Source organism: Paenibacillus sp. FSL L8-0340 (assembly GCF_038593145.1).
Classification (GTDB): Bacteria; Bacillota; Bacilli; order Paenibacillales; family Paenibacillaceae; genus Paenibacillus_AQ.
On the sequence record NZ_CP151967.1, the window covers coordinates 2540659 to 2567280 of the forward strand.

Annotated in this window: 21 protein-coding genes; 14 read left to right on the forward strand and 7 right to left on the reverse strand. The window is 46.3% G+C overall.

Going from position 1 to position 26622, the window contains the following annotated elements:
• Window positions 1–32 precede the first annotated feature (32 nt).
• Together NST07_RS11215 and NST07_RS11220 are read right to left on the reverse strand one after the other, a co-directional pair.
• Window positions 33–1088, reverse strand: coding sequence for a HAMP domain-containing sensor histidine kinase (locus NST07_RS11215; protein ID WP_342481569.1), 1056 nt, complete (start codon window positions 1086–1088; stop codon window positions 33–35).
• Window positions 1085–1759 carry a response regulator transcription factor gene (locus NST07_RS11220; protein ID WP_341091676.1) on the reverse strand — a complete coding sequence of 225 codons (675 nt, stop codon included), beginning with the start codon at window positions 1757–1759 and terminating at the stop codon, window positions 1085–1087. Before NST07_RS11220 ends, NST07_RS11215 begins: the two co-directional genes overlap by 4 nt.
• Window positions 1760–1915: 156 nt before the next feature.
• On the opposite strand from NST07_RS11220, the gene NST07_RS11225 reads away from it, so the two are divergent.
• The gene (locus NST07_RS11225) at window positions 1916–3208 is read left to right on the forward strand and encodes an amidase (RefSeq protein WP_342481570.1); all 1293 of its coding nucleotides are present in this window, start codon (window positions 1916–1918) and stop codon (window positions 3206–3208) included.
• 179 nt (window positions 3209–3387) lie between these two features.
• Here the strand turns inward: NST07_RS11225 and NST07_RS11230 are convergent, their stop codons facing one another.
• From NST07_RS11230 to NST07_RS11240, 3 genes are all read right to left on the reverse strand, one after another.
• Entirely contained in the window at window positions 3388–4215 is an 828-nt protein-coding gene (locus tag NST07_RS11230) for a GNAT family N-acetyltransferase (RefSeq protein WP_342481571.1), read from the reverse strand.
• 43 nt (window positions 4216–4258) lie between these two features.
• Entirely contained in the window at window positions 4259–5482 is a 1224-nt protein-coding gene (locus NST07_RS11235) for a hypothetical protein (protein WP_342481572.1), read from the reverse strand.
• Window positions 5483–5594: 112 nt separating this feature from the next.
• Window positions 5595–6860 carry a S8 family peptidase gene (locus NST07_RS11240; protein WP_341091680.1) on the reverse strand — a complete coding sequence of 422 codons (1266 nt, stop codon included), beginning with the start codon at window positions 6858–6860 and terminating at the stop codon, window positions 5595–5597.
• 175 nt (window positions 6861–7035) lie between these two features.
• Here NST07_RS11240 and NST07_RS11245 point away from each other — a divergent pair, with 175 nt between their 5' ends.
• The 13 genes from NST07_RS11245 (at window position 7036) to NST07_RS11305 (ending at window position 23068) form a co-directional block, all read left to right on the forward strand.
• A complete protein-coding gene (locus NST07_RS11245) occupies window positions 7036–7398 on the forward strand; it encodes a hypothetical protein (RefSeq protein WP_342481573.1) in 363 nt (120 codons plus the stop codon).
• Window positions 7399–7586: 188 nt separating this feature from the next.
• Window positions 7587–8555 (forward strand): hypothetical protein, encoded by a 969-nt coding sequence (locus NST07_RS11250; protein ID WP_342481574.1) that lies wholly within the window; start codon window positions 7587–7589, stop codon window positions 8553–8555.
• A 508-nt stretch (window positions 8556–9063) separates the two neighbouring features.
• Window positions 9064–9645: a TetR/AcrR family transcriptional regulator gene (locus NST07_RS11255; protein ID WP_341091683.1), complete on the forward strand. Its 582-nt coding sequence runs from the start codon at window positions 9064–9066 to the stop codon at window positions 9643–9645.
• A 203-nt stretch (window positions 9646–9848) separates the two neighbouring features.
• The gene (gene pyrH, locus NST07_RS11260; RefSeq protein WP_341091684.1) at window positions 9849–10586 is read left to right on the forward strand and encodes a UMP kinase; all 738 of its coding nucleotides are present in this window, start codon (window positions 9849–9851) and stop codon (window positions 10584–10586) included.
• Window positions 10587–10849: 263 nt separating this feature from the next.
• Entirely contained in the window at window positions 10850–12256 is a 1407-nt protein-coding gene (locus NST07_RS11265) for an NAD(P)/FAD-dependent oxidoreductase (RefSeq protein ID WP_342481575.1), read from the forward strand.
• A gap of 82 nt (window positions 12257–12338) precedes the next feature.
• Entirely contained in the window at window positions 12339–14174 is a 1836-nt protein-coding gene (locus NST07_RS11270) for a UbiD family decarboxylase (RefSeq protein ID WP_342481576.1), read from the forward strand.
• A gap of 685 nt (window positions 14175–14859) precedes the next feature.
• Entirely contained in the window at window positions 14860–15936 is a 1077-nt protein-coding gene (locus tag NST07_RS11275) for an alcohol dehydrogenase catalytic domain-containing protein (protein WP_342481577.1), read from the forward strand.
• Between the two features lie 28 nt (window positions 15937–15964).
• Window positions 15965–17902, forward strand: a complete 1938-nt coding sequence (locus NST07_RS11280) for an alpha-amylase (RefSeq protein WP_342481578.1) — start codon at window positions 15965–15967, stop codon at window positions 17900–17902.
• Window positions 17903–17921: 19 nt separating this feature from the next.
• Complete coding sequence (locus tag NST07_RS11285; RefSeq protein ID WP_342481579.1) at window positions 17922–19073, forward strand: extracellular solute-binding protein; 1152 nt, start codon at window positions 17922–17924, stop codon at window positions 19071–19073.
• A 15-nt stretch (window positions 19074–19088) separates the two neighbouring features.
• Window positions 19089–19748, forward strand: a complete 660-nt coding sequence (locus tag NST07_RS11290; RefSeq protein WP_342481580.1) for a dihydrofolate reductase family protein — start codon at window positions 19089–19091, stop codon at window positions 19746–19748.
• A 21-nt stretch (window positions 19749–19769) separates the two neighbouring features.
• The gene (locus NST07_RS11295; protein ID WP_342481581.1) at window positions 19770–21131 is read left to right on the forward strand and encodes an MATE family efflux transporter; all 1362 of its coding nucleotides are present in this window, start codon (window positions 19770–19772) and stop codon (window positions 21129–21131) included.
• A 217-nt stretch (window positions 21132–21348) separates the two neighbouring features.
• A complete protein-coding gene (locus NST07_RS11300; RefSeq protein WP_341378120.1) occupies window positions 21349–22743 on the forward strand; it encodes a helix-turn-helix transcriptional regulator in 1395 nt (464 codons plus the stop codon).
• 202 nt (window positions 22744–22945) lie between these two features.
• Entirely contained in the window at window positions 22946–23068 is a 123-nt protein-coding gene (locus NST07_RS11305; RefSeq protein WP_269322513.1) for a hypothetical protein, read from the forward strand.
• A gap of 327 nt (window positions 23069–23395) precedes the next feature.
• On the opposite strand, the gene NST07_RS11310 is transcribed toward NST07_RS11305, so the two are convergent.
• Both NST07_RS11310 and NST07_RS11315 read right to left on the reverse strand, forming a co-directional pair.
• Window positions 23396–25099 (reverse strand): methyl-accepting chemotaxis protein, encoded by a 1704-nt coding sequence (locus tag NST07_RS11310; protein WP_341091695.1) that lies wholly within the window; start codon window positions 25097–25099, stop codon window positions 23396–23398.
• Window positions 25100–25129: 30 nt separating this feature from the next.
• A complete protein-coding gene (locus NST07_RS11315) occupies window positions 25130–26401 on the reverse strand; it encodes an ABC transporter substrate-binding protein (protein WP_341091696.1) in 1272 nt (423 codons plus the stop codon).
• Window positions 26402–26622 lie beyond the last annotated feature (221 nt).

Below are 26622 nucleotides of genomic sequence, written 5' to 3' on the forward strand. Positions count from 1 at the left end.
GAAAGAACCATTCAGTTCTTTCAAGACTAGAGTCAAAGTCCATCCGGTATTGTAATTGTAAACGTGGTACCTTGTGACGGGGTGCTGCTGCAGGCAATCGTTCCTTCATGCAGATGAATGATTTGGTTCACGATCGCTAATCCAAGCCCATTGCCTGCTGTCGAGTGGGAAGTATCCTGCTGATAAAATTTATCGAAGATCTTGGTAAGTCCTTCCTGGCTAATCCCGCAACCGTTGTCGCGGAACAGAATGACAATGGTATTTTCATTTTGCTTCATTTGAACTTCAATTAGGCCATTGTCAGGTGTGAACTTGATCGCGTTATCCAACAAATTCAGCCAGACTTGATTCAACAGCTCTTTGTTTCCAGAGATATTGTAATCCTGAACGTTAACATTCAGCGACATATTCTTCTTCTCCAATTTGGCAGCAAGCAGCAGCACAGATTGGCGAATCTGCTCCCCAACATTAAACCGTACTTTATTCGTTAAAATCGTCTGCGCCGCAATTTTTGAAAGCTCAAGAACATTCGAGGCGAGGGAGGCTAGTCTAGCCGATTCCTCAATAACAATGTCTAGATATTCATCCCGTTCCTCTTTGCTAAGATCATCATGCTTGAGCACTTCGGCAAATCCTTTGATCGAGACAATGGGGGTTTTGAATTCATGGGAGAAATTATTGATGAAATCGGTTCGCAGAATTTCAATTCCCCCAAGCTCTTCGGCCATCCGGTTAAAGTTCTCCGAAAGAATTTTAAATTCCGGAGGGCTTTTGAGCTGAAGACGCATGGAAAAGTCACCTTTGGCGAGCCGGTCCGTGGCTTCTATAAACATCCGGATGGATTTTACCATTTTCCGGCTTGTGACAGCCGATATCGTTGTACCGATAATTGTGCAGGCGATTAATGTCATTACGGGAAGCAAGGTGCCATCTTGGGCGATTTCTTCATTTAACAGACCAAAAACATTCGCAAGATAGAAGAGCAGCCCGGTAATCACAACAGTAATGAGAAAGATGACGAATACGGCAAGAGAGAAATAGAGGGGAAGAGAGATTTTGCTGCTGAGTTTGTTACTCATCTTGCTCATGGTGTTCTCACCGCCTTGTATCCCAGACCCCGAACAGAAACCAGTTCAAACTCCGGATAAGCTTCAAACCGTTTCCGCAGACGATTGATGTGCACATTAACGGTTGTATCCGTACTTTCATTTTCCATGCCCCATATTTCGTCCATGAGCTGGATTCGGGTGAAAATCCGCTCAGGATAAGATAATAGCTTATACAACAAATAAAATTCTTTTTGCGGAAGGGTCTGTTTCTCATCCTCCCGGGTTACCGTCAAGGCGTCATAATCAAGTACGACTTTACCCACTGCCAGCTTACGGGCACTCGCAATTTGGGAACGGCGAAGCAGAGCTTGGATTCTGAGAAGCATTTCTTCGGTATCAATGGGCTTGGTCATATAATCATCGGTTCCAAGCCGGAACCCCTTTTTCTTATCTTCAGGGAGCTGTTTGGCTGTAGCCATAAGTATGGGGATCAAGCTATTGGCATCCCTTACTTCCTTTGCGAATTCATAACCATCCATATTAGGCATCATGATGTCCAGAATGATTAGATCAATATGCTGTGAATCAAGGACCTCCAAAGCTTTAACTCCGTCTTCGGCAGTAACAACAGAATATCCTTCACGTTTTAGAACAGCTTCAAGTAGTCTTCTTACATGCTTTTCATCTTCTACGACCAGAATGTTGATCATGATTTCACTCCAATTCATTTCATTGGGGGTTCAGGGTCATAATATCATCTTTCTTCTGCAATGAACAAACTGTGAAGTATAGGGAATTTATGTAACTTATAGGACTTGGCATCGTATATCATTCGAGATTATAAAAATGACCTTGGAGATGATACCGTGCAACTTGCCCGCTCCACCTTAACCGACCTGCACAGTAATGAAGAAGAACCGGATATTATATTACAGCAAGCGGTAAAGCTTTATCTGCAAAGGGTCCGCCAGTTTGAACCACAGATCCATGCCTTTGTTCCGGAAGAGCATCTGGAGGGGCGGTTGGCCATTGAAGCGGAGCGTTTGCTGGCTTCATCCGCTGCAATGGCAGTCAAACCGGCTTTATGGGGAATCCCTATCGCCATTAAGGATCTGTTGCATGTCGACGGTTTACCCACTTGTGCCGGTTCCGCGCTTCCTCCAGAAGTATTGGCTGATAAGGAAGGCTCATTGGTAAGACGTCTTCGCGACTTGGGAGTGCTGATTGCCGGAAAAACAGTGACCGAAGAATTTGCCTACAACGGGCCTATTGCTACACGGAATCCGCATAACACGGAACACACGCCCGGCGGATCAAGCGCAGGATCTGCAGCAGCGGTAGCCGCCGGCCTATGTCCCCTCGCAGTAGGCACCCAAACCTTGCGCTCTGTGATCGCACCGGCGTCCTTTTGCGGGGTGACCGGATTCAAACCGAGCTATGGAAGAGTCCCGCTGGATGGAGTGATTCTGCTGTCACCTTCTTTTGACACGATAGGCTTCTTCACGCAGGATCTGCCAAGCATGGAAGTGGCTGCAGCCCATCTTGTTCCGGACTGGACCCCCCGCCAGGTAGATCGGAAGCCTGTACTCGGTATCCCGCGGGGAGTATACATGGAACTGATGAGCCCGGAGGTCAAAGCCACCTTTACTGCGCAAATCGAACATCTTGAGCAGTTGGGCTACGAGGTCCGTTATGCAGACATGCCTTGGGAAGATGAGTTTATTTACGGGGACAGCATGCTGCGGTTCATTGAAGGGGAGATGGCCCGCGGGCATGCATCCTGGTTTGAGCATTATGCTGAGCTCTATGGTCCTCCGGTGAGAGAGGCTATTCTTAGAGGCAAAGCCATCCCGGAAGATGAACTGGACGGGTACCGCAGGAAGCAATGGGTGCTGCAGGAAGAGCTGAAGTCGCTGATGGTGAAAGAAGGGATAGATATTTGGGTGTCTCCAGCCCAAGGCGGAACCGCTCCGAAAGTAGCGGACAATAATACCGGATGGTCTGGTATGCCCGCCATATGGGGGTTTGCCGGATGCCCGGCTCTCAGCCTTCCGTCAGCAAGCCTTGAGGGATTGCCGCTCGGTTTTCAGTGCATCGGAAGCTTTGGCGAGGATGAATGGCTGCTGGCCTGGGCCCGGGAAGTGGCTCGGGATTTGTGAAAATATAAGAATTCATATGCTTTATGCTATAAATTATCCTTCTATTTCTCGCTGAAACGGATACCGTCCTTATGAGGACGGTATCCGTTTCCACTTGCTAAATCCATTGATACCAATACCGCCAAGCTAAAAGTAAGGGAGGAGATCCTGGAATCATTATCGGAGGCATGGCAATGTACCTATTCTCGACCGGTGAGGAAACGAAAAGCCGCAAACAAGTCTTCTACAGGAATATCATGGATTCGCAGGCCGGACAGGTTGCATTCCTGAATATTCACATTGGAAAGATCACAGCCGAATAGGGTGCTGCCGGTTAACCGGGAATCTGCAATAAGTGTGCTCTGAAGGTTCAGGTTGGTGAATTTGGAGTCACTCATATTGCAGTCCGTAAACAGGCTGCGTCTTAAATTGCTGTTGCTGTAGGAGGATTTTTCCAGATTCATATTGTAAAAGTCGGCTTCATTCATCATACAATTCTCGAATTCCGCCTTGGAGAGCTGCTGGTCCTCAAATCTCACACCTTCCTCTGCTGTTACAGCCGTGCCCGATTTGACCTTCTCATAGCCGAATTCGGTGGCGGATTCATAGATTCGCGTATAACCGGCTTTCTCATAGAAATGGTGGTTGCTCAGCTGCTTGCTGGAGGTTTCCAGCTTCCAAACCCGGACAGCAGGGAATTCCTCTTCGAGAAAACTCATGATCTTCGATCCGAAGCCCCGGCCTTGATACTGCGGGTCAATGAAGATTTTATCGAGACGGGCATGTCTTCTTCCGGTGTAATTAATGCTGAACCCGCCTGCAATATGCTGCTCTACTTCTAAGACAAAATAATCTGATTCCCGGATGAAATACTTGTGCATTTCTGCAGAGTCATATCCCGGCGGGCGTAGATTATTATCATATTCATTCTCTTCCGTTGCCCAGCGCTTCATCTCCAGGTCGAACGTTCTTTTCATTACTTCAGCTAAAAGCCCGGCATCTGCCGTGGTTGCTCTGCGAATATTCATGTCTGCACACTCCGTTTTTTGTAATCGTAAATCCTTAATTGTTTTATTCAGAACAAAGGTATACCCCAGCCTCCGGAATATAGCTGATGGATGCGCAGCGGCCGGTAACAGCTCCAATGACTTGCAAGGTATAAATGTCGATCAGCTGCAGCAACAGGGTTTCCTGCTCTGAGATGAAATTGCGGGTAAGCATACACTGAGCATTGATCATCCTTACCATCGTATATTGATCACTGGCCGTGTACAACAACTCACCGCTGTCAAGATCATAAATCTGATCCAGAGGCTCCGATGTTCTGATTCCAAACTTGTTCAGATCTTCCCCGATATAAATAGTGTCATAACACTCCTCAAGTCCGCATCTTTCCATCTGCCTGTCCTTTAGACCGTATGTACATAGTTCTGAAGAATTTTCTTTAAAATTCTGTTTGCATAGGAAAAGAGAAGATCCTCTCCGGCTGATGCCGGCATACCCATGGGCCGGATCACATTGGTCAATAATAAAAGTTTCGTCGATTGGCAGGTGATTGCGGATATTCTGAACGAACTGTTCCAGCGGAATCATGACCACACTTTGTATGGCTGTACCTTCGGGCATATCGTATTGGCTGTAATCCCATTCCGCCCTTTTCTCAGAGACTCCAATCCGGCCCGTTACAAGCATAAGCTGTTCGATATGATCCTGCTCAAAGACTGAGGTGTATGATAAGTGTACGATCCGGTCATTCGGCCCGATCCTCTCGGGAACGGGGAAGCTCTGCCCAAGCTCGACGTCGATCAGCAGATATCCGGTAAATCCGGAGTTTCGTTTTTTGGAGAAGGGGTCCAGATCACGGACAGCCACCAATAGATAGCGCTGGTTCAGCCCATACAATTCTGTGTATTTTAAAGCCGATACCTCTATGTTTTCTGCCAGATCATCTGTCAAACGAAGAATATAGACCTCCTTCGCATGCATGCTGCGGCAATCCAGTTGATGAATCGCCAAGACGGCTGTCCGGCCTTCCCAGCTCAAATAGGCATAATAAATCCAGCGCCCGGCGTCTGAATGATTAAGAATATAAGACCTATGCCCATAGCTGACGAACTCCGTGGTATGGTTGACCAGATCATAGCGAAGCACTCCGGCAAAGGGGCCGGATTCCGTAAGCTCTTCTTCATAAATAGCGTCACTGACATAAAAGACAGCGTAGCGCTCATCGAGGGTAACCCCGGAGTAAGCTACAAATTGATTTTCAAAGCCGTGCAGATGCAGCATTTCAGTCATTACCGGGCACAACTCCCCTACACTGTAATAAAACAGAATATACCATAAATTACGAAAAAAAGGTTAAGGCTACTGTGGAAAAAGAAAAACTAGGCATTGAAAGGGCACGAGCTCAGCTCGTGCCCTTTGCGTACCGCAGAAATCTGACATTTACTTCTCCGCTACCTGCTGTATTTGGACGGAGACCCAGACAGAAAGCATTCCGTTTCAGTGCCGTTTTGACCTGCGAGGGGGAAAGGGAAGGAGAACGCTGCAGCAGCAACGCGGCTGCGCCGGAGACGATAGGCGTCGAGACGCTGGTGCCGGACAAGACAAAATATTGTTTATCTATCCTCAAATACGGATATTGGCGGGCTAACTGTGAGCCGGGTGACCGCAGAGAGATGATCGTTTCGCCAGGAGCTACAATGTCAGGCTTCTTCCTTCCTCCCGGTGCCGGCCCGCGGCTGGAGAAATCGGTGATTCGGTCATCGCCCTGCGGCACTGTCCGGCGGTCATCCACAGCCCCAACTGTTATAGACGAAGGGCTAACGCCCGGTGACTCAATCGTTCTGCGGCCTGGACCGCTGTTCCCGGCGGCAATCACGACGGTGAGCCCGGCTTTGACTGCTTTTTCTACAGCTTGGCAGAGCAGGTCGTCCTCACATGAAGTATTCACCGGTCCGCCGAAGGACAGTGAAAGAATGCGCAGCTTCAACCGCTTCCGGTGCTTAATACACCATTCAATCCCCTTAATAATCGTGGAATCATAGCCATCGCCATTCTTATCCAATACTTTAATGCCCACAATTCCCGCTTCCGGTGCCGGGCCTCTGTATTTCCCCCGGCTTGCCCAGCCGTTGCCTGCAGCATCGCCGGCGATATGCGTACCATGACCATTGTCGTCATAGGGCTGTTTCCGGTGATTGATAAAATCCTTGAAGGCTATAATCCGGTTTACCGGCCGGGTCAGATCCGGATGCGGGAATACTCCGGTATCGAGAATGGCGATATGGATTCCTTTGCCCGTAAGCCCATCCGCTTGCCGAACGGTTGCAGCTCCGATTGACGGGGTGGCTATATTTAATGAAGTTGTTTTGATTGCGTCCAAATAGACCTTGTGAACTCCATTCCAGCAGCATATGCGTTCCAGACATTTCAATGATACCTGTGAGGATACCGCATTGAGCAGAGGCAGACGGCGGCTTACGATAAATGGCTGCGGGCCGATATGTCTGTGTAGAGCAAGAAGACGGGAGGATGTGACAGGGCGTTTAAACTGAATAATAACCGGAACGGCGACCGCTTTATTGACAGAGGCATAGGTTTTCCGGACTTTGTGTTTCAGGGGCCGATTTAATTTGGTGGCATGCTGCTGCAGCCATAACTGTGCGTTCATTGCTCAGTGATCACCTCTTCAGTCAGTGTATGCACAGTAAGAGACGGTGGGTACGTATCTATGAACCTAGGACACTACCACATTTTAATTCAAATAGGCCATTGTAGTTTCAGAGAGCACGGGAAATGAATCTAATAGTGTATCCTATAAGAAAGTGGTGAAGTAAATGAAGCCAGTGGACAAGAAGACTCTTATGGCAAAACGGGCACTTATGGCAAAAAAGGCGCTTATGGCCCGCAAGGCAAAGGCATCCGCAGTGAAAAAGAAACGCAGAATCAGACAAAGCCTCGACAGATTTATCGTAATTGCTACGAATCTGTCTAATGCACCAAGAGATACAAGTGGATGGACAGCTAGCTTAACCAACGCAGGCGTAACAACAACAGCCGATTTTGATGATTTTGGTGTGGCCAGATTCCCCACAATCACCACGTTAACAACGGTACCGTATCTTTTGAGAATAAGAGATGCCAACGGAAATTCGGTAGTCAGCCGAAATGTCCCTGCAGACCGTGAATTTTTCATCGCCAGATTCTAATCTGGGGTGATCCATGGATGTGACATAGTCTAAACAGCGTGCGCCGATGCAAGACGGTGTGCGCTGTTTGTTATGATATGAAAACAAATTAGAGTAAACTGGAATTGTAATGTTTTTCCTGTATCCTCATCAGCTTGGTATTCAGATTGGAGGGGTGTCCTATATACGAGTGGATCAAAGACCGTAGCTTGCTGGAATATAGCGCCAAGCAGGAGCGATTTGAACTGGATAGGTTAACTGATTTTCATGTGAACAGACTGACGATGGACAAGCCACCTTCCGGGATGACGGCGCTTGGGCAGTATTTTATTGCTTCTAGTGTGTTGGACGACCAATCCTTCGCCCAGGTAATCCCGGTACAAGATGAAGCGATTAGAGCCATATTGATGGAGCAGGTGGCGCCACATTTTACGGTAGTAAGGGAAGCCGGACATGAAGGTGTAATAGAATCGTTTTTTCTGGAGCAGCTCAGACCGGAATCGAAGATATTGTTCGAGGAGACGAAGACCGGGATATTGCCCGTTATACAGGATTTGTACCGTCACAAGGATATGAGCAGCCATTACCATGAGGGCAAGAGACAATTGATTCATTATCCTGTGAATTTGGAGCTGCTTACGCCTTATGATGCGCCAGATGTGCAAGAACTGCAAACGCTGCTGAGAAAGTTCTATTTCAAATCCGGGGGGGAATCCAGTCTGATGCCGGTCGGCTGGATATTTGAAGATTCCTTACGGGATTCTGCCCTGCTGCGGTTTCTTGCCGGATTTGTCCCCTATGTTACGATGCTCGTGGATGCAGACAGCAACGAAGTTGTAGTGCTGCGGATGAGCGAAAATGAATGTTCACATACGCTTAAATTGAATTCAGCTAAACCGCAGCCGCCGCGCAGACACAATAATTATTTATACCTGGATATGGGCATTGGATTGGTCTTTGCGGTTGATTTAGCCGGGCAGCTACCGGTGGAGGATTGGAAAGGTCTCCGGGAGAAACAGGGGTATTATTTGCCGGAGGACAGTGACTTTGCAGATTTTGATCATGAGACCGCAGCGCCGATTCCTGAGGGCATAGGCCTTTTTTTTGATTCGGATTTCACGAAAGCAATGGTTGAGGCGGTTAACCGGGAATTGCTGAATTTCTTGGGAGGAAAATGATGAAGTCTATCAGGGGGTTTGCAGCTTTGCCAGAAACGGATGGTCCTTATGTGGTGTATATGGATTTCCGGCCCGGAAAAATAGGGCTATATATTGAACTTAAATCTTGAGATAAGGGAAAGGAGCAACGGAGGGGGATTTTGGAACTGGAGGAGCGGTAGTGTCCGACTGAAAGCTTTCCGAAGGAAAGCTAGCATCGAAAGCATAAGCAGTCTTCGGATTTCTACCGCTAATAGCGGTTAAAATCAAGAAATTTGAAGACAACAGCGGCCGGAAGTCCAAATATTCACCGTAGTAGCGACTGATCCTGTACTCTAATATCTTAAGTTCAATCTATGCAGAAAAGCTGAATTGCAGAAATCGGTAGAACTTAATCCTTACTGAGAAGACCAATAACACTTATTATTGCTCCTAGTAATATAGTCAGAAAACTCAAGCTGGGATATCTGACCTTGTAATCAACGATAGCATTAAAAATGAGTCCTAAAAAAATCAGGAGGTGCAGATCGTGCCGCCGAAATCAGATATTACGAAAGAGCAAATTATACAGGCGGCATTTGCCATTGTGCAGGAGCAGGGGCTTGAAATGTTGTCAGCCCGAAATATCGCGCAGAAGCTGAATTGCTCCACCCAGCCGATTTACAGCTTGTACGGAAATATGGAGGAGATCAAAAGTCTGGCGTATCAGAGGGTTGTAGATCATGTGCGTTACAGCATGACAAGTTATGAGGAGGGGTACTACTCACCTGCTCTCAATTTGGCTATCGGATTTTTGCATTTTGCCAAGAAAGAACAGCATTTGTTCAGATCTGTGTATCTTTCAGGTTATAAGAGCTATGATCTGGATCAAGAAGAATTTATAGGCGAAGCCATAAGTATGGCCTACATGCGTCATAGCAAACGGCTCAATTCAGCCTCAGAACACAGACTTAAGCGGGTTTTTCTGAATCTCGCCATCTATTTAATCGGGCTGGGAACCCTGATCCACTCAAGTACAAAGAAGCTGGAGATTGATGAGGCGATAATCATGGTCAGGGAGATGTATGAAACTTTGCTCCTGAGAGAAAAAGAGGGAATGAGCTGTGAATAGCGGTCTGGCGTTATTTCTGCAAGAAAGCAGATTAAGATATTAGCCGTTGCTATTTTCTTCTTGATGAGTATACAATAGATTGAATTAAAATACTGGAAGAGGTGGAAATATGAATTCATTTTTAAATCTTCATATTTTCATTTCATTGAAACACTAAGGCATTTTATGCTTTAGTGTTTTTTTATTATGCGGAGGTGTAGAGATTGGTAAGGTACAAAAGAGTTCTCATTAAACTAAGCGGCGGGGCAGTGGCAGGAAAGACAGAATTTGGTTTTGAACCGGAAAAAATGGAGCATATCGCGAGTGAAATTATGTCCGTGGTGAAACTGGGCGTTGAGGTTTCACTCGTGATCGGAGGAGGCAACATATTCCGTGGCAACATGGCGGAGAGCTGGGGCATAGAAAGAGCGGAGGCTGACAATATCGGCACGCTCGCGACCGTCATCAACAGCTTGATGCTGCGTGGAGTACTCAAAGCCAAATCTGACAGAGAAGTGCGCGTAATGACAGCAATACCGACTACATCCGTTGCTGAACCGTATATCCGTCTAAGGGCAATTCATCATTTGGAAAAAGGGTATATCGTGATTTTCGCCGGAGGCAACGGTCAGCCCTATGTGACAACAGACTATCCTTCGGTTCAACGAGCGATCGAGGTGAATTGTGATGCCCTGCTGGTTGCCAAACAAGGGGTGGATGGTGTACTTAGTGCAGATCCTAAACATGACAGGGCGGCCAGAAAGTTCAAATCCCTGCATTACAACGATGTGCTCCAGCATAACTTGAAGGTCATGGATCAGTCAGCGTTCATTCTGGCCAGGGATTATCATCTCCCGATGCATGTGTTCAACTTTGACCAGCCGGGTTCCATGAAAGACATTTGTGAAGGGATCAATCACGGAACAATCATTAGCGGAGAATCTCTTCTGGAATTGGAATAAGTGGCATGTTTTATTCCATTGATAAGAGGGTGTAGAGTGTAATAGCTTAGTTTGTCAATATACAGCTAGCTAATAAGCTTGAATATTAGTGATTATGTACAATCGGTTGGCAATAATTTAGCTATAATGACAATAAACCTAACATATATATTTAAAAGGCACAGCATTCAAGATATAATGTGGCCATCAGTATCAGCGTGAAGGTTGGCGGAGAGTCATGTATTTTGATTTCTAAAAGATGCCATCGAAAGGTCTGAGGGTTGATGAGCCTGGAAACTTTAAATGAACGAGTACAAACGGACCTTTCCTATTTGGCCTATGGCGGTACGGACTGGGTACGTCCTCTGGAGCATCTGGAAGGGCATGTCTACGATGTTGTTATTGTCGGAGGCGGTCAAAGCGGTTTGGGAGCGGCTTTTGGACTGCTGCGTGAACGGATATCTAACATTCTGGTCATTGACGAGAACAGTGAAGGGTCAGAGGGGCCTTGGGAGACCTATGCCCGGATGGTTACACTGCGGACGCCAAAGCATTTGACCTCCATTGATTTAGGGATTCCATCCCTGACCTTCCGCTCCTGGTGGGAAGCGCAGGCTGGTCCCGAGGGCTGGGAGGCCATGGACAAAATCCCGCGCGGTGAATGGATGAACTATCTGCGCTGGTACCGCCAGGTGCTCAGACTTCCTGTCATCAATGAGGTGAAGCTGAAGCTGATTGAGCCTGGAGAAGAGGGGCTCCACCGCCTGCACATTGCTGGCCCGGGAGCACCCTCCGGGTTGCTGCTGGCCCGGAAGGTGGTGCTGGCTACCGGCATTCAGGGTGGCGGTCAATGGCATGTGCCGCCGCTTATTGCCGGAAATCTGCCGGAGCATCTGTACTCGCATACTTCGGAGGCTATTAATTTCAGCGCACTGAAGGGCAAAAAAATCGCCATTCTGGGCGGCGGAGCCTCAGCCTTCGACAATGCTAATTACATGCTCTCCGAAGGTGCAGCCGAAGCCCATGTCTTTGTACGGCGGGAGAAGCTGCCGAGCGTCAACCCGATTCGCCAGATGGAAATATCGGGGATGATTGAAAGGTTCCATACGCTGGCGGATGACGATAAATATGCGGTGATCTCCCATTTCTTCAAGTACAATCAGCCGCCGACCAATGATACCTTTGCCCGTGCCGCGGCTTGGCCCGGCTTCACACTGCATCTCGGCTCCCCGTGGCTTGATGTGCAGGCTACTCCGGGAGGGGCGGTAGTAACAACTCCCAAGGGAGAGTTCGCCTTTGATTATATTGTGGTCAGTACTGGTCTTCTCAGTGATCCCGGCCTGCGTCCCGAGCTGCGGCTGGTTGAGCGTTATGTCGCCCGCTGGAGCGACCGCTATCAAGCCCCGGAAGATAAGGCGAATCCGCTGCTTGATGCGCATCCTTATCTCAGCCCGGGGTTTGCGCTGCAAAGCCGTGGGGAAGACGGGAAGAAGCTGCTGCATGGTTTGTTTGTATTTAACTATTCCGCTTTGGCCAGCTGCGGGTTGTCCGCTTCGGCGATTTCAGGTATCCGGAACGCCATACCCAAGCTTGTAGCCGGGGTGGCCGATCAGCTCTTCGGGGATGACCGTGAGAGGATTCTGCAATCCTTTTACTCCTATAATGAAATTGAATTTACCGGAGATTTGTAAGGAAAAGCTCTCTTGAGAAATCAAGAGGGCTTTTTGCTATAATAGAGAGGTTCATATTTCTTCTGCAGATTGGAGTAAGACCATGACCTATCGCAATTTGGAAGAGTGCATTATAGATTTGGAGAAGCACGGACATTTGATCCGTATTCATGAGGAAGTGGACCCCCTGCTGGAGATGGCAGCGATCCATTTAAAGGTTTATGAGGCCGGCGGCCCTGCATTATTATTTGAAAATGTTAAAGGCTCGAAGTACCGTGCGGTGTCGAACCTCTTCGGGACCATTGAGCGCAGCAAGTTTATATTCCGGGATACCTGGGATTCTTCACAGAATGTCATCGCGCTGCGCAATGATCCGATGAAGGCGCTCAAGCAACCCTTTAAATATATAGGTACAGGGCTTGCCGCGAGAAAGGCTCTGCCGCTTAAGACACTCGGCGGTGTCCCGGCAGGCTTCGAGGAAATTCAAATCTCCGACCTTCCGCAGATTAAGCACTGGCAGGGAGACGGGGGGGCTTTTGTCACCTTACCGCAGGTGTATTCGGAGGACCCGGACAAGCCGGGCATAATGAATTCCAACCTGGGCATGTACCGTATTCAGCTCAGCGGCAATGAGTATGAAGTGAATAAGGAAGTGGGGGTTCATTACCAGATCCACCGCGGCATCGGAATCCACCAGTCCCAAGCGAACAAGCGGGGCGAACCGCTTAAAGTGAGCTGCTTCATCGGCGGTCCTCCCGCACACACATTGTCTGCTGTCATGCCGCTGCCGGAGGGCTTAAGCGAAATGACCTTTGCCGGTCTGCTGGCCGGACGCCATTTCCGCTACAGCTATGTAGACGGCTTCTGCATCAGCGCGGATGCGGATTTTGTAATTACCGGGGAAATACATCCCGGCGAGACCAAACCGGAAGGTCCCTTTGGCGACCACTTGGGGTACTACAGCCTGGTGCATCCTTTCCCGGTCATGAAAGTACATAAGGTGTATGCCAAAAAAGGGGCAATCTTCCCGTTCACCGTAGTGGGACGGCCGCCGCAGGAGGATACCGCCTTTGGGGAATTGATTCATGAACTGACCGGAGGTGCTGTGAAGCAGGAGATCCCGGGAGTGAAAGAAGTACACGCGGTTGATGCTTCAGGAGTGCATCCCCTGCTGTTTGCCATTGGCAGCGAACGGTACACGCCTTATCAGCAGTTGAAGCAGCCGGCGGAGATTCTTACCATCGCCAACCGGATCCTGGGAACCGGCCAGCTTAGCCTGGCTAAGTATCTGTTCATTACGGCCGAGGAGGACCGGGCCATTAGCACTCATAATGTGGTTGATTTTCTGACCTATATTCTGGAGCGGATTGATTTTCACCGTGACATTCATTTTCAGACCAATACTACGATTGATACGCTTGATTATTCCGGCACAGGAATGAACAGCGGCAGCAAGGTGATTTTTGCGGCAGTGGGAGAGCGGAAGCGGAGCTTGTGCACAGAAGTGCCGGAGGTTCTGTCCCGGCTGCAGGGCTTCGGTGAGGCCAGAATGGTGATGCCGGGCATCGTTGCCCTGCAAGGGCCGGCATTCATTAATTACAAGGAAGCGCAGCAGCAGTTAAGGTCTTTGTGCGCCGCCATTGAGGAACAAGGTCCGCTCCCTACCTTGCCGATGATTATTCTGTGTGATGATAGCGAGTTTATGAGCGGGACCCTGAACAATTTCCTATGGGCGACCTTCACGCGCAGCAACCCTTCGCATGATATATATGGCGTGAACAGTGTAGTGGAGAATAAGCACTGGTCCTGCGACAATGTCATTATAGACGCCCGTACGAAACCGCATCAGGCCCCGCCATTAATCCCGGATCCTGAGGTGGAGCGTCATATTGGGCGGCTTTTTGCAAAGGGAGCCATCCTGGGAAGCCTGCGTAAATAAAACTGCAGGTTATTCTCTTGGCGGGGAGTTGGGAGAAAACAGTATATTCGAACGGAAAACCGCAGCTGATGTCGCTGCGGTTTTTTATGTGCGTCTCACAGTTGTACCTATTCGAAAATCGGTTTTTTGTCATATTTTCGCGAAATTTCGTACGAAAATAGGTAACATTGCTGGATCAAAGTCGTAACCTGCGTGTCCGGGAGTACTCTACAGAAAAAAATATAATGCAATATGCAGGCAGGACAAATTGCCAAAGGATAGAGAGTTAAGAGACTCTAAGAGTGAAAATAATGCATCGGAGAGAAATTGCTTTCAAGTGAATTAATCCAAGAAGGCCAGGCCTAGCCTGGCTTCTAATCGCTGAGCGAGCCTGTTGGACCGGATTTTATTCCCGATCCCCTGAGCTGAGATTGTAGGACACAATAAACGAATGCAGTCATATTTTGGAGATTATTAACGATATGAAATAGAAAAAAATAATAATGATGTAATATTCGACAATAAATTCCTTACATTTCAAAAAATATATGATAGGATAAAAAATGAAATCGTACAAACGTTTGCACAACTTCTGGTTGTTGCTTTTCGAGAGTTAAAGGGGGCGTACTGAGTTGATGTGAAAATATATGAAATTATGTGAAAAGAAAAGAAAATAAATGTAAGAAAGTGGAAAGGGGATTAGGCAATGAAATCAGAACAAGCTGAATATGCAGTATCGGAGAAGATGCCAGCACTGGTATGGTGTTCCGAGGGACTGAATCTGTCTGAACTGGACATCCCTGCGGTCACACTATTAACTGATGTCAAAATAAAAATTCAAATGACGGGGATCTGCGGAACCGATCTGGCTGTCATCTCAGGAAAAGAACCTGGTATTTCTGGAGTGATACGCGGTCATGAAGCTGTAGGAACTGTTATCGAAACCGGGGCGAATGTGACAGGCCTGAACATAGGCGACAGAGTAGTCATTGATCCCAATCAAAGCTGCGGCGAGTGCAGATTTTGCCGTCAAGGCAAAGAACATCTCTGCATAGGAACGGATGGGAAGGGCATGCCGATTGCCGGATTGAACAAAAATGGCACTTTTGCTCCCTGGTTCGTTACTGATGAAAAGTACTTGTATAAACTACCTGAACAAATGAGTTGGGAAGCTGCACTGGCCGTTGAACCACTCGCCTGTGTTCTGCATAACTTCCGTGAGGCAAGGATCAGCGCAGATGACTCGGTGTTAATTCTTGGTTCCGGCCCGATGGGACTTTTAGGTCAAATAGTTGCTAAACGTATGGGATGCACAACTATTGCTACGGAAATCAATACAGGCCGGCTGGCAAAGGCGAAGCAAATCTCTGACTATGCCTGCCCGCCGGAGGAGCTGACCCCGGAGCTGGTGTCCAGCATACTGGGAGAGAAGAAATTTAACATCGTAATAGATACAGTGGGCACACAGATGGAGCTGGCGGAACAGTGGGTGGAACGCGGCGGTACGATAATCCCCTTCGGCATCAATGGGAAATATCAGTATACAATCTCACCGACCTTTTACACCCAGAACGCAGTAAGGCTCCTGGGAGCCGGTGAATATCTGAACACCTTTGAGGATGCATTTCAGTTTGCGAAGGATGTACCGGAGGTAGCCTCCCTGATTACACGTAAGTACAGCTTGAACCAATCCGGGACAGCCATTCAGGAGTTGCTGGGACATATGCCGGATCATGCAGCTTCTTCGGACAAGCCGCTTCTAAAAACGGTGTTTGTTTTCTGAAAAGAACTTTCATAGGGAGATGCGCTCAATGATCAGACAGGATGAAAGAATAAACCGGATGCTTGAATATTTTGCCGGCTGCCAATTTAAAAAAGTGGAACCCATCTGGATACCCGCTTTGTGGAACGAGTGCGGCTATTTGTCGGTCTTGGATAACAAGGATGGCGAAATTCTCGTTGATCCGGCAGGATTTATGGTTAAGCATCTGCAATACTTGCTTGAGTTGTCTTCGGGCTATGTCAATATCGAGCAGACAGATTTAGATAATAGTGTCATCTATTGCTCCTTGCTCCGTTATACTTCAGCCTGGGATTATAGCCATACCGGGAATATCCAATCCGGAACGTTTCTGAAATTTATGATTCTGTTGCCAATGCTAAAAAAAATGAATGTCAATATCCTGTACTTGCTGCCTGTAACCCAGTACAGCCATTTGAATCTCAAGGGGGATATTGGTTCGCCGTATGCCGTGTACAGCCTATTTGATTTAGATGAGAATTTACATGATCCGTTGCTGGACGGTATGGAGAAGCTGACCATCCATGATGAGCTGGCGACCTTGGTTGAAGCCTGCCATTTGCTGGATATCAAAGTAGTACTTGATTTAATCCCGCGGGTGAGTGCAAGAGATAATATTTTTTTGGCAGAACACCCGGATTGGTTTTACTGGATTGATCTTAACGTGCTGCCGGGATTCCAGCCTCCGAAAATTGCCGAATTGGAGTTCTTCGCCGAATGTACACCGGATAAGCTGGAAACCATTTACCGCAGTGATGAAACCCGGGTTTTTCTGAACCAATTCCGTCTGCCGCCGAATGAACTGGATGCAGTCCTTTGGAGTGACCTCAAACGGCGCGCCCTTGAGTCAGGCGAATCCATATTACCGATGATCGAACGTGAGATGGGGATTACCCCGGCCCCTGCACATTCGGATTGGATTAATGATGTTCAGCCAATCTGGACAGATGTAGCTTTCTTTCGTCTATACAATGATCCCTCTCCGTTGGTCCGGTCTTATTTACCTGAAGGGCAACCGCCATACGTACTTTTTGATACGATCAAGTGCAATGTATACCCTGGAGAGGAGCCGAACCGGGAATTGTGGAACACACTGATAGAGGCTGCTTGTTTCCAACTGAACACCTATAACATTGATGGTTTCCGGATGGATATTGGACACACGCTCCCGGTTCCCTTACAGGAATCTATGTTCAAGGTGATTAAAGATATTAAGCCAACAGCGATTCTGATCAGTGAGGATTTATTCAATCGCAACCACCGTGAAGCGGCAAGAACCGGATACAATGTGATGTTAGGCAGCGGGTGGAACATCATGACTGATATCCGTGTCGAACGCTTGGAGGAGTACCTGCGGGAACTTCCGGAGTTGCAGATCCACGTATTTGCCTGCTCGGAAACAGCGGATACTCCAAGAATTACAAGCCGGGGCGGGATGGAGCTGGCCCGTCTCATGACGGTGTTTAATTATTTCCTACCGAACGGAATCCCTTATCTGACTACAGGAATGGAAGTATATGAGGAGCAGCCGCTCAATTGCGGTCTCGGGGATAATACCGGCGGTGCAGATATTCCAAAAGCTTTTTTCAATACCATGACGATCAATTGGACCAATGAATCCACACTGCTGCCGCTCCTGGAGCAATTAAAGCAGATAAAGAGACAATACTCTAATCTGCTGAAGCCAACGAACTTTTATCTTTCTGATTCACAAGGCGATATTATGATCTACTCTTACTATTTGAAAGATGAGCTGTTCAGCGTTTGTTTTAATTTGAACCCGGAAAAAGAGCAGACATTAAAGATTGAGCTTATCTATCCGGGGTCTAAAAAGACAAATCTGCTGATAGAAAGCGAACAGGGCGGATGGAACAAGCCTGGCAGCGAAGAAACCTATGAGATGCAGCCTTATCAGGCGCTGGTACTTTTAATGGAACTGATCAAATGACCAAGGAGGAAGGATTGCAATGGATAAACAAACCTTACAGCAACAGCAACTGAATATCTGGCATGAATTTGATGGGAAGGGAGATACCTCCATAGAGGTGTTGGAGCAGCTCTGCCGTGAGTATAGCTCTAAATTCGGTGTTCCCGTTATTCCGAAAGTCATGAATATCTCTAAACTGACCGCTGGCTTGCAGCAGATAAAAACTGCCGGAGCTGGTCCACAAATGGCGCTGGTTCCGGCAGACATGGCTGGATACGGGGAAGGAGCCGTGTATTCGGAGATTCCGGAGAAATTCTGGTCTATGTCCGGCTTCTCTGATAAGGATATCCGTTTCTCCATGCGGTCGAATGACAAACAGTATGGTATTCCTATTCTAAAAGGCAATCATCTGGTGCTTTATTGCAACTCGGAAATCTATCCGGAGGCTCCAGCTTCGTGGGAAGCGATTGAGCAGCAGGCGGAGGAGCTCATGGCTAAAGGTATTGTTCCAGCCGCCACTGATCTGGCGGACCCTTATTGCTTTATCCCATTCCTGACTGCATTTGGAGGCTGGCCGCTGAAGGAAGGTAAACCCGATCTGTCAACTCCGGAAATGGAAGCGGCTCTGCGGTTCGTTCAGCGGCAAACGGCCCAAGGGGTGCTTGGCAGTTTTCACGGTTCCACTGAACTCCTGGACCGTTTTATCGCCGGAGAGATTGGTGCCATCATTTGCGGGGAATGGATTTACAATTATTTAGACCTTCATATGCGAGACAGATTGCTCGTAGGTGCGCTGCCGACTATTATTGGCAACCCGGCAGTCTCAATGGCTTCATCCATCGGTCTGGTATTTCCGCAGAATTCGTTGGAATCGGAGCAATCGGACGAGCTACTATCATTCGCCGCTTATCTGCTGAGTGAAAGCAGCCAACGGGAATGGGCGGAACGGGTACAGCGGATTCCAGTGCATACCGGGGTATTGGAGGACATCAGGGTTACCGCCTCACCGGTCAGGGCTACACTGATTTCCTGCCTTGAAAGTGCGCGTAACATGCCAATTGAGCCGGTTATGAGGGAAGTCTGGGATGCCATCTCCGCAGGCTTAAAACATTTATCACAAGAAGACGCCGCGAGATTATTGGTATTAATGGAAGAGCATGTGAGCAGCCGCAGCAAACAGCAAACTCTATAGAGAAGAGGGAAAACCATGAAAACGACCATTTTTAGCCAAGTGTCAATCGACGGAAAGCTTACTTTAGGTGCGGGGCAGTCCAGCAAACAATTGTTCAGTATGTTCGAGGAACCTGATATTGAATATATTCATAAATTCAGGGGCTTAGTTGACGCAATCATGGTAGGGAAAAATACAATACAAAATGATGATCCGATGCTGACAAACCGGTATGAGGAGAATAATAACCCGCTGAGGATTATCCCCACCTCACATATGGATATTTCACTGGACAGCCATGTTTTTGCCGACAACGGCAGAACGCTGATCGTTACTACTGAAAATGGCCAGGATCCTGAGAAGATAAGTATTTTGAAGGACAGGAACAAAGAGGTGTTAATCTGCGGAGAGGACAAAGTGGATTTTGTGGATTTGTTCCGTGAACTGGAGGCTAGCTACAACGTGCACAGCATTATGATAGAAGGCGGCGGGTTTCTAAACTGGAATGTTTTTGACCAGGATTTAGTAGATGAAATCATCTTAATGCAGCTGCCGATTATTATCGGAGGCGGGACCAATATAACGCTTGTTGACGGCAAGGGATATAATGACCTGAGCTTTGCAAAGAAGTTCAAGGTTGTGGAAGTTCTCCCGCAAAAAAACTATACACTGCTTCGTTATCAGAAGGCTGTGTGACGACGATGGGAGGGCCCGGTAATGTTAAAAGATTCAAAGGCGGATTTTTATAGCAATATCTATAAAATAGCAATTCCTGTAACTCTGCAAAGCCTGATTATGGCACTGCTAACCTTAACCGATCAGCTGATGGTCGGACAACTCGGCGATGTGGCCGTTGCTTCTGTAGGCATATCCATAAAAATATACGGGATTATAACTGTAGTATTGGCCGGACTAGCGACAGGGGTATCCATTTATGCCGCACAGTTCTGGGGGAAGAAGGATGAGAGAAGCACAGCGCAGCTGCTGGGATTAGGACTGCTTCTAGGGATGGGCATCTCCATTATTTTTACGTTGCCCATTCATTTCTTCCCGCAATTCAGTCTCAGCTTATTTACTAAGGACCAGCGGCTGATCACAGAGGGGTCCGGTTTTCTGAAAGTGATCTCTCTGAGCTATATTCCGGTTATGCTGACAATGATCTACTCCGCTATTTTGCGTGCTACAGGACATGTGAAGCTCCCTATGATAACCAGCATAGCTGCAGTGTGTATTAATATTATACTTAACTATCTGCTAATCTTCGGGAAATTCGGCTTCCCGGAATGGGGGTTAAAAGGCGCAGCGATTGCTACACTTACCGCCCGGTTGTTTGAATGCTGCTTTATCATTGCAGCTGCCTATAAGCTTCGTCTTCCCGGAGCAACACGTATCCGCGACTGGTTCGGGGCATCCGGGACGCTTCTGGGGAAGTTCCTTCGCACTACGTATCCGATCGTATTGACCGAGCTGATTTGGGTGCTGGGTGAAACTGTGTACGCCATTATTTACAGCCGGATGGGAACTTCTGAAATAACCGCGATGACGATAACCTATCCGCTTCAGAGCTTAAGTATCGGTTTATTATCCGGGCTCTCTAGCGCGGCCGGCATCATGATTGGGAATAAGCTGGGGGCCGACGAGCAGGATGTAGCATTGGACTTTTCAAAGCGGTTTATCAAACTGGGTATTCTGGTATCCCTTGGAATCGGTGTATTGATTGCCGTATTTGCGCCTTTGTATGTATCTATCTTTCAGGTGTCAGATGAAGCGCGTCTCATGGGAACCCGGCTGGTTTGGGTATTCGCTGCATTCCTGTGGGTAAAGGTTGCCAACATGATTTTGGCGGGCGGCATTCTCAACAGCGGCGGTGACAGTAAGTTTGTATTCGCGATGGAATCCACTGCGACATGGCTGATTGGTGTCCCTTCCGGATTATTAATGTCGTTTGTCTGGAAACAGCCTGTATTTCTGGTATATATGATATTGTCTATGGAAGAAGTGGTTAGGCTTAGCATAGGACTAATACGAATATACTCCAGAAAATGGATGAAAAATTTGGTCGCTGACATATCTGCATAAGAAGAAATGGATTCGGGGGAGAAATCCCCCGTCTTGCTTTATTACAATACAATGGAAACCGAATTGCCAAAAAAAATAGATTACCATTATACACGATGATGCCAAAACTATGAATTATATATTTCAATTGACCAACGGTAAAACTATGGTTATATTTGTAATATAATAAAATTTCTCTCATATGTTGCAACGAGTTGATTCTGAAGGAGTGGTTTACTTGATAGCTACAACCACGATCCGCAGCGAGTTGGATAACCTCATGAAACAAAAAGGCTGGAATATGAGTAATCTGGGTAGAACCATCGGTATAAATGTAGGATCTATAAGCTCCATTTTAAAAGGCAATAAGGTAATGAGCGTGGATCAGGTTGACAGGGTGACCGCGGTGCTTTCGTTGCCTGCGGGTTATTTTTACGAAAATTATATTCAGGAAAGTATGATAGAAGCGACGCCTAATTGGCGAAGAATCGGCCCGTTTCTTTACCGCTGCGCAGAACTGAATAAACTGGATTGTGTTCTGAAGACGGTTACTATTCTTCTAGAGGAATTGACCTACGCACCCTTGCTCTTTGATGTTGCCAATGATTTTTTCAAGAGAAAATGGAATGATTCTGCTGCGATTCTGTATAATAATGTGGCCAGATGTGAAATCCGCCAGCATTCCGAACGTTTGGCCTTTTGCCAATACCGTCTCTTCACGCTTAGCATTGGAGATGACCAAATTCAGAATTTTGAGGCGGCTTGTCAGTTTGAACCGTTTGTCGAACGGTTAGACGAGAAGGATCAGCTGGATGCACTTAAAGATTTAGCGAATATTTACCGTTCTTTGCGGCGGTGGGACAAGGTTGAGGAGCTTGCCAGAGAGATGGGCCGGAAGGCCCGGATACAGTATTACAGCAAACACCGGAAAGAAGGAAGAGTGCAAGAGAGCTTGGCGACAAGCCTGCCGCTCTTTGTTTACATAGCCTATTCGAACCTGCTTCTTGCAAGTGTATGGGACGCCAGAGGGGATTTTCAGCAAGCCTTGGAATGCACCTATGCTTATGCCGATCTTAGTTGGGTCAAAGAGACAGACCCTGAGACGTTACATTGGGTTGAATTATTCCAGCATTGGGCACAAGTCAATACCTATATAAATAAGCTTCGAGGCGGAGATCAAAGTGTAATCTCTGACCTTGTTAAAATTACTAAAGGAAAAAAAGAAATCTTTACTGAGCTCCTTAATATTATTGAAGCTGCAAATCAGTATTCTTTTGATATCGATTACATATTAGATGAATTTGAGTCTCAAATTGTCTTTTATGAACGAGATCTCGCTTCGGATGTGTATACCCGTCAGGTCATTCCTGAACAAACAGCACGGTTTAGTTACGAGTTGTCAAAATATTACCTTAAAAAAGCAATGTATGCAGAAGGGTTTAAGTATTTATTGGAAAGTATGGAATCATACAGTGCGAAAAACAATAGTAATGCTATTATCAAATGTGTAGGCTTATTTGAGAGTTTTAAAGAATATGCGCGGCCTGAAACATTGATACAATATCAAAGATTTATTCAAAAGGTGTGGGAAAAAAATGAAAAAGAAGCTGACCTCGTTATTAGCAGTATCTAGCACTGCAAGATCCTAGTGCCTAATTGATACAGAGAACTGTCTATTCATGTCAAATGCTCAGTTTTTATTTGGGAAAATATACAACAAAAAGAAAAGATTGTGATATAATCATTTGTGTAGGCTTATCTGAGAGATTTAAAGAGTATGCGTTGTTTGAATTACTGACACAGTATCACAAATTTATTAAAAAGGGTGTGGGAAAATGAAAAAGAAGCTGACTTTGTTGTTAGTAGCTACCAGTTTTTTAGCCATTTTATTTTTGCCGGTATTGCCTTCAAATCCGTCTCATATTGTAATCCTTAATGATCAGGTTGGAGGAGCATAATCAGGCTGTCACCTCCCTTGGAACTGTTGAATTCGAGTACCCGTCTTTAAATATCTCTTCAATTATTTGAGCCTACATAACCTCTGAGTATCCGGCAGATTGTATGAGAACTGTCCTTCCTTTGCAGGGAGGGACAGTTTTTGATTGTAATGGCTGACTCCAGCACGCCTGGCAATTTCCGAGTGAGTGGGAATCACTCCCTGGCTTTGGTCTGCCAGAAGAAGTAGGAGACAACGATTTCGAATACCTTTAGATGTGGAAATGCTGTGAAGGAGTTGCTTACACAATATATTTTACAGTCAGTCTCTCGACTATTGAATAGTTATTTTAAATCTTAAAAACAGATACTGTTTGATTCATTTCTTCCGCCCTTTTGGCAAGCATGTTGGCCCCGGCAGAAACTTCCTCCATGGCTGCCGTAGTTTCCTCGACAACGGATGCTACCATTTGAGTAGAATCTGCTGCACGTTCAGAGATTTCAGCTATTTTTCTCATAGATTCCAGCATAGAAACGGTCCCTCCACTTACAGATCTTGCTTCAATAGCGGCATTGTCCACCTCACCGCTGACCTCTTCAACAGCAACAACAATATCAGAGAATACGGTACCCACACCTTCGACGAGCACCATACCTTCATTTAGTGAATGAACCCCTTCATTCATTGAGATCACAACTTCGTCGGTTCTCAATGTGATTTCGTTGACCAGAGAAGAGATTTTGCCCGTTGCTTCACTGGCCTGTGCTGCCAGTTTGCGTACTTCAAAGGCAACGACCGCGAACCCTTTTCCATGCTCCCCTGCTCTTGCAGCTTCTATGGCCGCATTTAGTGAAAGTAAGTTGGTACTGGCTGCTATGTCACTGATCATAGTTGAAATTTGACTAATCTCGGCAGACTTTTCCCCCAAAATATTAACTACTTCCGCAGATTGAGTTACCTTGCTATGAACATCTCTTATTTGAGAGACAGTGGAAGAAATTATGGCTTGACCATTATTAGCCTTCTCCTGTGCTTGGATTGTGAGATCGGACACATTAGCAAACCGATTAGTTATTTTCTCGACGCTATTAGAAACGTCTACTGTAATATTCAACGTTTCAGCTATATCTGCAAGCTGAGTTTGCGATCCCTCTGCGACTAAAGTAACACTTACGGCTATCTGCTCGCTGGCTATACTTGTCTGCTCTGCACTAGCTGTTAACTGCTCTGCTGTAGAGGCAACCAGTAACGAGTTTTCTACCACTTCTTTTAAAAGGTTACTCAGTGACTCGCACATGACATTAAAGTCGGACGCCAGCTCGCCGACCTCGTCTTTTGATCGGACCCTAAGGGGTTCGACTTGCAGGTTCCCCCTGGTTACCAACTTCATTTGTTCCGCGATCTTTAATATAGGTTTAGTGAACGATGCAGCCAGTAAAAGCGAACCGATGATTCCAAGGATAGTGCTTATGGCAGTCAGGGAAATCATTAATATTTTACCTGATTGGTAAGAACGACTCGATAGATTAGCTGCATCCATAGCGTATTGCTCATTGAGTAGCCTAAGTTTATTAACGTCGTCTAATGCGGCATTATAAATAGCAGAATTTCCATGTATGATCATGTATGACATCACTTTATTATTTTCTTCCATCGCAGTGGAAACCACTTTTAGATACCGAAGATACATTGCCCACTGACCATAAAAGTTGGTGAACAGCTCTTTTTCCTCTACTGTGGAGGCAATACTCTGGTATTTGTTTACGCTCTCTTCCATTAAACCTATCGCTTTTGCTAGGTCAACTTGATCTTTTTTTCGGGCTGCCGGATCATCTTCGATTATCATCCTAACGGTGAGTCTGTCAACTTCTGTTATCTGCTTGTCCATACCCTGAAGCAGAATAACGGCAGGTAAAGAGCGCTTATTAACTTTATCTGCTGCCACCCCCATATCCGACATCTTTATGATACCTACAATACTCGAAAGTGACAAAACGATAACTAATACGAGCGCCGCACTTATTAATTTTTTCTTTAAAGTCAATCTAAACATCGTTTCTTCCTCCTATGTCTGGTCTCGATGTCACCGTTGGGCTTTCCAGTAAATACGTATTTGCCGCAACAGCTCAGCCGAATCTATTTTCCCACTGATGTAGCTTTGAATAGATGCACCAGTGATGGCCCAATGATCAGGAGGAAGAGTTGTAATAAACGGTAATGTCTTTCCTTCCGAGATATACGCCTTGATCGATTTCCCCAAAGGATCGACAGGCTCTAAGGAAATGTTCTTGAACGCAGGAATAGTATTGGCCTTGTTGACTAGGAACTCTTGACCGGGCTTTTCAAATACGAGCCAATTAAGAAACCTTTTTGCTTCCTCTTGCTGTTTAGGAGTGGTGGTTTTTGAGTCGATGATTATATATTTTGTTACACCAACTGTAATTTTAGAATTAACAGGATCATCCGAATTATTGTTTAACGGTAGAGGCAAGAAGCCGTATTCCCCATTTGCTGTATCATTGCTCTTAATTTCCCCCCAAGCCCAGTTGCCCATAAACCAAAGCCCTACTTTTCCCTCTCCAAGGGCCTTTGCTCCGTCATAAGTATTTTCCATAGGCGAATTCTTATTAATGTTGTTATCTTTGAGCAAATCTAAGGTTTGTACCCACCCAGACATCGCATCATTTTTAGACATATCTATGGAATTATTCTGCATACCCTTAACAAACTTTGAAAAACCTCCGGGTTGAACAGAATAAGATACAGTTAAAAGATGAGAGCCAAGTGACCAATCCATCGTAGAAAGCATGACTGGTTCTACACCCGTCTTCTTGATCTTAGTCATTAATAAGTTGAGGCTGCTTCTACTTTTTACCGATGAAGCATCGAAAGAGCCCCCAACCGCCTTGTCGAGTACCTTCTTATTGTATATTAACCCGTAGCCTTCAACTGCAAATGGAAAGCCGAGTACAGTTTCGTTTTTCTTAACAGCATCAAGTCCATTGTCTATCGTTTCAGCTACCCATTTTTCTTTACTTAAATCAACAGCTTTATCCAGAAACTGCTGTGTGTCCCCTGAATCAAGCATCGACATAGTTGCCGGGCTCCCTGAGCCGTACATTGACATTAACTTTTGATAACCAGACGTACCCTCCGGAGCGGATATTATCTCTAAAGTTACTCCAGGATGCTCTTGATTGTATTGTTTCGCTACTTCCTCTAATTGAGTTTTTATCTCAGTTTTGGAATTTAGAAGTGTGATCTTGGTTGTCTTCAGTGATGTTGGGGAAGCTGAACACCCCATTAACATTAATAGACATGCCAGGGAGAGTGAAATTCCCAGCTGTTTTCTCATTAAGTTTCCCTCCATATTATGAATACATTTCTAACGGATTTTCTATTATCCTGAGTCCTATAAATATTTATTTGCTTAAACTATAGGAAAGTTGTTCGAGCTAATTGTAATATAATAGGATTCAAAGACGAATAACCCTATCCCTTCTGATGTTTTTTCGAAAATCTAGCACTTTTAACTTATCGGCATATTTACCTAGGTGAATTAGGGATTTACTTTGG